This is a genomic window from Nocardia cerradoensis NBRC 101014, from assembly GCF_000308535.1.
Classification (GTDB): domain Bacteria; phylum Actinomycetota; class Actinomycetes; order Mycobacteriales; family Mycobacteriaceae; genus Nocardia; species Nocardia cerradoensis.
Window position 1 is genome coordinate 1 of record NZ_BAFW01000192.1, and the last position, 9934, is coordinate 9934.

General features: G+C 67.0%; 4 protein-coding genes and 1 pseudogene. 3 read left to right on the plus strand and 2 right to left on the minus strand.

The window, feature by feature from the left end; translation table 11 throughout:
- Both ON23_RS38855 and ON23_RS38860 read right to left on the minus strand, forming a co-directional pair.
- Positions 1–2812 (minus strand): annotated as a pseudogene (locus ON23_RS38855) (hypothetical protein); the annotation flags it as partial.
- 2340 nt (positions 2813–5152) lie between these two features.
- The gene (locus ON23_RS38860; protein WP_157170251.1) at positions 5153–5809 is read right to left on the minus strand and encodes a hypothetical protein; all 657 of its coding nucleotides are present in this window, start codon (positions 5807–5809) and stop codon (positions 5153–5155) included.
- An 873-nt stretch (positions 5810–6682) separates the two neighbouring features.
- Here ON23_RS38860 and ON23_RS38865 point away from each other — a divergent pair.
- From ON23_RS38865 to ON23_RS20425, 3 genes are all read left to right on the plus strand, one after another.
- Positions 6683–7426 (plus strand): YbaB/EbfC family nucleoid-associated protein, encoded by a 744-nt coding sequence (locus ON23_RS38865; RefSeq protein WP_157170252.1) that lies wholly within the window; start codon positions 6683–6685, stop codon positions 7424–7426.
- 152 nt (positions 7427–7578) lie between these two features.
- Positions 7579–9240 (plus strand): acyl-CoA synthetase, encoded by a 1662-nt coding sequence (locus ON23_RS20420; RefSeq protein WP_373282209.1) that lies wholly within the window; start codon positions 7579–7581, stop codon positions 9238–9240.
- A 144-nt stretch (positions 9241–9384) separates the two neighbouring features.
- Positions 9385–9934: AMP-binding protein (locus ON23_RS20425; RefSeq protein ID WP_174376503.1), on the plus strand; the 550-nt coding region annotated here is incomplete at its 3' end.

Genomic DNA, 9934 nt, shown 5'->3' on the forward strand with positions numbered 1-9934 from the left:
CCGTCACCGGAGCCAGAACCCTCGCCAGAGCCGGACCCGAACCGTCACCGGAACCAGAACCCGAACCGGAACCGGAGCCGTCACCCGAACCGGAACCAGAACCCTCACCCGAACCGGACCCTGAGCCCTCACCAGAGCCGGACCCCGAACCCTCACCAGAACCAGAACCCTCACCGGTGTCGGCGGCGGGTGCGGGGGCCGGCGCGGGTGGAGGCGCTTGTGCGATGGCGCCGTCGTCGTAATACGGGTCCTGGCCGCTGTCGTCCGCTCCCATTCCGGATCCCATCGACATCATGGTCATGGCGGCAACTGCGGCACCCAGGAGATTTCCCATACCGCCCATGGGATCGCCACCCATGCCGCCACCTCCCAAAATGCCACTGCTACCACTGCCGAGACTCGCCGGAGACAGTTGGCTCGGGTCCTGACCGAGGCTGCCCGAACCCTCGGAGGAGGAACCGTCGCCCGGGAGCGAACCGGGTGTGGTCGGCTGGGAACCCGGCGTGGTCGGATCCAGGGAGGTCGGGTCGTTCGACCACGCGCCGTCGTTCGGTGCCGACCCCGACGAGGACGGACCCAGCGGTGTCGGCGTCAGAGCCGAGGGTGCAGTCGGCGTATAGGCGTAACCGGAGGGCGCGGTCGGCGTCAGCGGAGTCGGCTCGGTAGCCGTGCTCGGAACGGTCGGAGTGATCGGCGCCGGAGAACCGGAACCGGATCCCGAACCGGAGCCGCTGCCTTCACCCGATCCGTCGCCCGACCCCCCGTCGTCGCCCTGGTGCCCCCACGGCGACCAGTGGTTCGAGGCGAAATAGCCGACGGCACCGACGGCAGCGGCTGCCAGAAGAAACTTCTTGCCCTTGCCCATCTTCTTCTTGTCGCCGTCGTCATCATCGTCGTCGGACTTCTTCTTGTCCTTGTCGGACTTGTCGTCCTTGTTCTTGTCGCCGGCAGCCTTGTCGTCGGTGCCTTCGGACTTGTTCGCGCTGTTCTCGTCGCCGGAGTCCTTCTTGCCCGACCCGTCCCCACTGTCTTTCGAACCGTCGACGTCGTCCTTGTGCCGTCCGGCCGCGTTGTAGCCGTTCTTGTCGTACCCCTCGCGGTTGAACCCCGCCCTGTTGTATCCGTCCTTGTCGAAACCGTTCGGGTCGTACCCTTGGGCGTCATACCCGTCCCGATGGGCGCCGGCCCGGTTGTATCCGTCCTTGTCGAAACCGCCCCGGTCGTACCCGTCCTTGTCGAAACCGCCCCGGTTGTACCCGTTCTTGTCGTACCCGTCCCGGCTGTAACCCCCTCGGTCGAAACCGGCGCGGTCGTACCCGTTCGGGTCGTATCCGTTCTCGTCGTAGCCGTCCCGGTGGGCACCCGAGCGGTCGTACCCGTCCTTGTCGTACCCACCCCGGCTGTAGCCGTCCTTGTCGTACCCCGCCCGGTTGTATCCGTCCTTGTTGTACCCCTCCCGGCTGTACCCGTCCCGATCGAATCCGTCCTTGTCGAAACCGTTCTTGTCGTACCCGTCCTTGTCGTAGTCGCCCGGCTTGCCCGCCTCGCCTTCGCCTTTGCGCGAGCCGCCGTCATCAGCTCCGCCGGAGCTGTCGTCGCCCTTCGCGGGCGCGCCGCTACCACCTGCGCCCTCCCCGTCACCATCCGGACGAGCCGCGGGGTTCTCAGGCGGTCGCCCCAATGGCGGCGGTGTCGACCTCGGCGTGCCATCCGGGTCCCGTGGAAGTGGCGGCTCATCCACATTTCGTGGCCCGGGCGGAGTCGGGGTGGACGGGCCCCCATCCGAACCCCCGCCGCGCCCCTCGTCGCCCCTGTCTCCGGCGGGTCTCCGCCCTCCGAGGTACTCGTCAGCGTGGTATCCGTCTCTGTCGTACCCCTCGCTGTCGTAGCCGTTTCGGTCGAATCCGTCTCTGTCGTAGCCCGATCGGTTGTAACCGTTTCGGTCGTAGCCGGCGTCGTCGTATCCGTCCCGCTTGTACCCGTCCCTGTCGTACCCGCTGCGGTTGTACCCGGCCTCGTTGTATCCGCTCCTGTCATAGCCGGCCTCGTCGTAGCCGGCACTGTCGTAACGGCTGTCCGGGTCGTAACGTTTGTTCCCGTACCTGTCGTACCCCTCCTCGTTGTATCCGTTCCGCTGGTACCCCTCCTTGTCGTAACCCCTCCTGTCATATCCGCCGCGGTCGTAACCGTCCCGGTCGAAACCGTCTCTGTCGTAGCCGGCGCTGTCATAGCCGTCCGACCCGTTCCTGTCGTTTCCGGACGCGCGCTGCCCCGTACTCGATCCCTCGCCCGGTTCCGCTGCCTTCGCGACCCCCGTCGGCGGGGCTGCCTCACCCGAGCCGGGCGAACCTGTGGCGGGGTCGCCTGGCACCGGGCCCCCTCCCGGCCCGCCCGGGGTCTGCTCACCCGTCGGCCGCTGCGGCGCACCCGGCGATTCCTCCAGGCTGATCTTGTATGCCTTCAGCCGCGTGTCGACGTTCTTGACGAAATCGCCGAAGTCGCCGCCGCTTTGCCGGGTGACTCGCAGAGCGTCATTGATCGCGATGTGCACCCGGTTCTGCGGAACACCCTCGGGGAAGTCGTATCCAGCTACCAATCGGCCTACGTCGTCGGCGCTCGCGACCCCCGCCCGTCCGTTCCACACGTCTTGCAACAGCCGCACACCACCATCGGCCCCCGCCTTGGCCCTCGGGGCCGAACCTTCCGCCCCGGCCCCACTATTCGGCTTATTGCCGTCGGGCCCCGCAGGGTCCCTTCTACCGGAGCCCGCGTTCGGGTCGTTCGACCGATTGTCGACGCCCGTCCTATTCACCTGCGAGGAACTCGGATCGCTTCCTGCCTCCCCCAGCGCAACAGCTCTCTCGGGGTGCAGGGTTCCGTCTCGGTCGTACCCGGCCCTGTTGTATCCCCGGTCGTTGTACCCGTCCCTGCCGTATCCGTCCGCGTCGTACCCGAGCCTATTGAAACCGTGGTCGTCGTACCCGTCCTCCTTGCAGCCCCACTTGTCGTATCCGTTCTCGTCGTACCCGTTCCTGTCGTATCCCTGCTCGTCGTACCCGCGGCTGTTGTATCCGTCCTCGTTGTAAGGGCCTCTGTCCGTTCCAGGGCCTGACGAGCCCTCAGGGGCCTTCGGCACGGGCCCGGACTCCGCACTGTCGCCAGCTATGGCCTCACCGGGCGGTGGGACCGCCGGCGACTCACCCGCCCGATTCCCGGGCCCCTCCTGCATGGGAGGCGCTCCGCCCGACGACGGAGCCTCCGAGGGCACCGCCGGCGGCGTAACCTGCGGTGTATCAGCCTCTTTCGGAGAGAAGGATGTGCCCTGCGGTGGCTCGGCGGCCCCCGTCCGCGAAGGTCCATCGGACTCGCCCCACGGCGACGGCTCACGCTCACCCCATGGCGACGGCTCACGTTCACCCCACGGCGAAGGCTCGGACTCACCCCACGGCGAACCTTCATCTGCCCGGCCTGATCCAGGACCTGCCACGGGTTCACTGGGGGCCGGGCCCCCTCGCGGATCGACCGGAAGTTGCCCACCCTCCGGCCTTACCGGAGCCGAACCCGTTCCCGTTTCACCGTGCGCAGAGACAGGCGCGGACGGCGGCTGTTCCCCGGTTTGAGGGCCGGCGGCGGTCCCACTGCCTCGCGAGGGTGCCGGCGACCCACCCGAGGGGGGAGTCTCGGCAGGTCCCCGCGGCGGCGGCGTGGCCGGCGGTGCCTCGGCTTTCGGTGGCGGCTGTCCACCGTGCTCCGGCAACGGCCCGACTTGATTACCGCTCGGAGCGCCCGCCTCCGGACCCCTTGCGGTTGTTCCCGGTGGGTTTCCCGCATTGCGCTCGCCGACTCCGGATCCCCCCGAGGGTGGCTCGCCCGGCGACCCCTCGGGCTTCCCTCTCGGACCGCCTGCGTTGAACGCGTTGGGATTCGACGGATTGTGTGGGTCCGCCGCGGCCACCAGACCGAACTGATCGCCGCGACGACCGGACGGCGGGGCGATTGCGGAGTCGAGAGGGTGTAGCTCGCCCAGTGCCACCCGTGAAGGACTATTGACGGGTCGGCCGGTCGATCCTGCGCCGGCGGTGCGCGGCGCAGAAGTCGGTGGCGGTTCCGACAGTCTCGGCGCCAAAGCCCCACCCTTTATCGCGCGGCCCGCCGGAATCACCGAACCGACGAATCCGCCACCGAATCCCGCGACCGCCGCGTCGAGAAGATCTTGCCCCGAGAGCTTTCCGCCGCTGATCAAGGCGTTGGCTCCGACGCCCACCACGCTGCCGACCAGACCGCCCCCCACACCGACTACCAGGGTCGGCACCACTCTGCTTGCCGTCGCGCCGGCCCCGCCGGCGAATCTCTGAAACAACCGGCCCGCGCGTGGTGCGGCGTACAGGCCGAAAGCCGCACCGGCGAGGCCGGTTACGCCGCCGAGCAGCGCTTGTTTACCGACACTGCCGAAGTCGATTTCGTCCCGGCGGTGATCGATGTATTTCTGCGACATCTGCGCGGCGAGATCGACACCGCCGCCGAAGACCGCACCTATCCCGGCGATTTTCATGAAGGGAGCAGACAGCCTGGCCACCCGTGCCATCGGGATGAGAGCCCGCTTGGCCGCGGATTCGGCACCTATTCGTTCCACCCAGGCCAGCAGCCGGTTCCGGGCAGCCACGATTATCGCTTCGCTGCGGGCCCGGTCCGCCGCAGCTTTGAGCGGACCGCCGACGAAGATGTCCGTCGCCACCATCGCCACCATCGCGACGAGGGTCCAGATTATTCTCCATTTCGTGTATTGATAATTTCCGCTGGCGGACGATGTGAAGGCGGCCAAACTCTGCCCGTAATCATGCGTATTGCTGATATCCGCCAGCATCGGCCGATTCCGGACATCACCTTTCTCGGATTCGGTCATGCCCGTCAGGGCGAGACTCTCCATAGCGGCGAGGCGGTCCAAACGGGGCCCCAGGTTCTTCCAACGTTCCATGCAATCGGATATGCACTCCGACGTCGCATAGCCGATATCTTCATCGAACTTGGGAAAACTCTCGCCGGCGACCCCCTTGACCGCCCAATCCGGAAGTTCGGGCGGCAACCGCAGGGTCACCGAATTCGTCCGTTCACGTTGACAGCCGCTCGCTGCCGCTCCCTTCGCATGATGCGGCTACACCCGATCGGGAGGAAAGGTCTTCGTGCTGTGGCGTTTCGCGGTAGTCACGAGCAGTCGATGCAGGACGCGCGCAGGGGCCACGGCCTTGCCCGCATCGAGCTGCACCTCGGCGAACGCGTCGGCCAGGGCCCTTCCCGGTTCGAATCTGCCGTGCGGGAAGCCGTATCCGCTCAACCGACCGCGCCACCTGCGGTAATCGGTGACGACAACGCCGAGCGGAGTTTCGAACCGGCTGTCGCCACACTCCGACAGGTATTCGGAAATCAATGTCCGTTGCGATATGGAGTGGGCGCGAAGACCACCGGTCACATCAAGGGCATGACCGAGTTCCCGGACAACCGTGGAATACAACGGCCTACGGGCGGAACCACGAGAAATACCGCCACGTTCGGCTTCCGCGGACACCTTCCGAGCAAGCGAGTCGGCATCTTTGGCATTCGCCATGTTCAGAATCAGACGCTTTACCCTCGGAATGTTTTCACCGTCGCCCGAACTGCGAACCCAGTCGAGCCGCGTGACGGCGTCCCCACATTCGGCGATCGCGAATTCGGGCAGGTCCAGGTAGGGGTGGGCGGTGAGTACGTCGTCGAGGGCCTGCGCGATGTCGCGCAGCGTGTCCAGGGCGATTCCAGGGGTGTCGAACCCGGTCACCTGTAGACCGTGGCGTCTCATGAGGGCCTCGGCGAGTTCCTGCCCTTCGTTCGACGTCGCATGCCGTGCCTCGACCCGCTTGTCCTCGCGCCGAACACGTTTCGGAGTTCCCGGAGCGCCTTTCGCCGGGGCCTTCGGCGCCCCGGGCGTACTCGGTCGCCCTCCGCGCGTCGGCGGAGCCGAGACCTTGCGCGCCGGGTCGGGCCTCGGGCCGCCACTGTCCGACCGGCTCGACCAGGGTGTATTCGTCCGTTGCGATTCCGCGGAGCCCGGGCCGTCGACCTTCTTCGATGGTCCGGTCTCCGGAACAGCCCGCGACGACGGGCCTTTGGGGTTGGAGGGGGGAAGCGCCCCCAACGCCGATGACGCGTTGCCCGCCGTCGGCGCCGCAGCGCCGGAGAGGCCGCCGTCTCCAGCGGACACTGCCGACGGTGAATTCGGCCCAGCGTCCGACGAAGCCGCCGCCGGCTGATTCTGCGCACCTGGACCAGCCGAATCGGCCGACGAGACCGGCTCGGCCGCAGTACCTTCCGCTCGCTGGGCCGGCGAGGATATCGGGGCTCGAGCAACCGGAGCGGAAGAGTTCGGCGTATCGACCACACCCGGGGCCGGCGATACCGGCCCACCGGCCATGGATTGCCCTGTGCCCATGGGAGTTTCGCGCTCGCCCCCCGGTCCCAGGATGGATGTCCTGCCGTCCAGGTCCGCTTCCTCGAAACGACCGGCGATGCCCGACAGCAGCTTCCCTTCTTCGGTCAACGCTCCGAGGGTGCGATTCATGTTGTCGAGCAGGGTCCGGGAGTCGGGCTCGAACGTCTTGGCGAAGGTGTGGCCGGGTTCGTCGTCGCCCCAGAATTTGCCGACCCTCGCGAAGTGGTCGCGAAGCTCGTTGTAGATCTGACGAGCCTCACTCGCGATCGACTCGTACTCCTGGACGACAGCGCGGAGCCGAGCCTCGTCGATCGACAGCTCCTGCCCCACTTCGACCACCTCGCTCCTGTTGCCGATGCTGACGATTCTCCGTCCCTTCCCCCTGTTTCCCACATCTGGGAAAACCGACGATGCGCTGGTTGGATGGAATGCACACTGTCGATACAGGCTCGTTCAGCACAGCGAACGGCGGAAACGGAGTGCGAACCGCATGGGTGGGGCAAGCCGGCCGAAATCCGAGGGCGGGATCCGGTAGTGGATCCGCTGTCCGCCGGCGACGATTTCCGATACCTGGCCCGCACGGAAGTCAATCAGCTCCTCGACAATTACGAGGAGCAGATGGCGAGTCTGGCCGAGATTCGCCGGCGACTCGATTCCCTTCGGATCCAGGCACGTTCGACGGACGGCACGATCGAAGTGAGCGTCGACTCCGCCGGAGTGGTCACCGAGATAAAACTGGAGCCGGCAGCCATGCGGAACAAGCCGGAAGATCTCGCCCGGAAACTCACCGAAGTCATCCGTGAGGCCGCGACGCATGCCGAAAAGCACACCGCCGAGGCCGTGGCACCGGTGTCCGACATCGTCGACCCCCTACCCGACCTGCCCGACCTGCTCCCCGGCGCTCCCAGCCTGCGCAATCCAGTTCCGCCCGAGGACGATCCGGAGGATGCCGCGCCGACTCGGTGACCCGGAGCGCAGATCCGAGCGCACGTTCCTCGGCTGCGCACGGCAGTCCACCCACAATCGGGGCCAAGCTGTTGACCGGAAGTGTGTACCAAGTCACACTTGCGGCTGCTACCGTCCCCAGCACGCGGTCGGGTCGTGTGGAGGTGGTTGACGTGGGCGTCGGTATCGGGTCGGTTCTGCACGGGGTTGCGCGCAAGGCGGTCGAGGTGACCGAGGCGGTGCGGGCGTTGAATGTGCTGCGGGAGCGCGGGTTCATCGATCCGCGCAATCTGGGTGAGACGGTGTTGTCGGCGAAGGAGGGGCGCCGGCTCGGGCCGCAGGCGACGATGGTGCGGCATGCGGCGCGGATGTGGCCGCAGCGGACGGCGCTGATCGACGAGCACGGCAGTATGACCTTCCGCAAACTCGACGACAATTCCACGCGGCTGGCGCGCGGGCTGCAGTCGCTCGGCGTCGAACCGGGAACGGTGATCGGCATTCTCGCACGCGATCATCGCGGACTGCTGCTGGCGATGGCGGCCGCCGGGAAGGCCGGTGCGCGGCTGGCGCTGATGAACACCGGCTTCGCGAAACCGCAGTTCGCGCAGGTCTGCGAACGCGAGCACGTGAAGGTGGTGCTGCACGACAGTGAATTCGTCGGCCTGCTCGACGCGCTGCCGCCGGAGCTGCCGCGAGTGATCACCTGGGTCGACGACGGCGCCGAATTGCCCACGGGCGCAATAACCATCGAGGAATTGATCGCCGCCCACCCACCGAACGAGTTGCCGCTGCCGGCCAAGCCGGGTGGCTTCGTGATTCTCACCAGCGGCACCACGGGCCTGCCGAAAGGCGCTCCCCGCGAGGCGGTTTCGCCGATCTCCTCGGCGCAGATCGCGGATCGGATCCCGTTCCCGCCGCAGGGCACGATGCTCATCGTCTCGCCGATCTTCCACAGCACCGGCCAGGCCACCTGGCTGGTCGCCACCGCTCTCGGCGCGACGACGGTGATGATGCGCCGTTTCGACGCCGAGCGCACCCTGGCACTGATCGCCGAACACGATGTCGACCTGCTGGTCGCGGTGCCGACGATGCTGCATCGCATGGTCGAACTCGATCCGGCGGTGCGCGCGCGTTACGACCTGTCCTCGCTGAAATCCATCGTGCTGGCCGGTTCGGCGCTGTCTCCGGAACTGTCGGTGCGTGCCGCCGAGGCGTTCGGCCCGGTGCTCTACAACCTCTACGGCTCCACCGAATGCGCGGTGGCGACGGTGGCCCAGCCGGCGGATCTGGCCATCGCCCCCGGCACCGCCGGACGCGCGCCCATCACGTGCGAAGTGGTGCTCTTCGACGAGAACGACAAGCGTGTGCACGGCGCGAATGTCAAGGGGCGCATCTTCATTCGCTCCGGCGCGCCGTTCGGCGGGTATACCGACGGACGGCACAAGCAGATCATCGACGGCTATATGTCCTCCGGCGACGTCGGCCATTTCGACGAACACGGACTGTTGTTCGTCGACGGCCGCGACGACGACATGATCGTCTCCGGCGGCGAGAACGTCTTCCCGCAGGAGGTCGAGAATCTGCTGCTGGAGCGGGCGGACATCTTCGACGCGGCGGTGGTCGGCGTGGACGACGTGGAATTCGGCAAGCGCCTGCGCGCCTTCGTCGTGCCCGAGCCGGGCGCAACCCTGGATCCGGACGAGATCAAGGCGTACGTGAAGGGCACCCTCGCCCGCTACAAAGTGCCGCGTGACGTGGTGTTCCTCGACGATCTGCCGCGTAACGCCACCGGCAAGCTGCTGCGCCGGGCACTGGTGGAATACCAGATCACCTAACCGGTCACCCGACCAGTTGTACGGTACCGTCGGTTACAGAGACGCGAACCACATTCACGCACCCCTGCTTGCTAGGGTTAGCAGGCACTGGATCTCGATGTTGCGGTCCCGCCTGCCTGGCGGAATCCGCGGAAGGTTGTACCTATGTCAGCTGTCCTTCCGTCAGCAAGCACTGCCCTCCGAAAGGCCGGAGATCTGGCTCTGGGGGTCAACGTCATGCGCAAACGCGGGCTGTTCAGCCCGCTGCGACCGGACCATGCGGTCAGCTCGGCGCTCAACGTCACCAAGTTCGGACCCTTCGCGGGTGTGATCATGCACGCCGCGAAGACCAATCCGAAATCCGCGGCGCTGCTGGACGAGCGGGGCGAGCTGACCTTCGCCGAGGTCAACGAGCAGTCCAATCAGCTGGCTCGCGGCCTGGCCGCGCACGGCCTGCGCGAGGGTGACGTGGTGGCGCTGCTGGCGCGCGACCACCGCGGCATGGTGCTGAGCCTGGCGGCCACCGGCAAGCTGGGTGTGCGCGCGGTATTGATGAACACCGGCTTCGCGAAGCCGCAGTTCGCCGATGTCGCCACGCGCGAGCAGGTGAAACTGGTGCTGCACGACAGCGAGTTCTTCGATCTGATGAGCGCCATCCCCGACGAGATCCCCCGCATCCTGACCTGGGTGGACGAGTCCGACAACGTCGATCCCG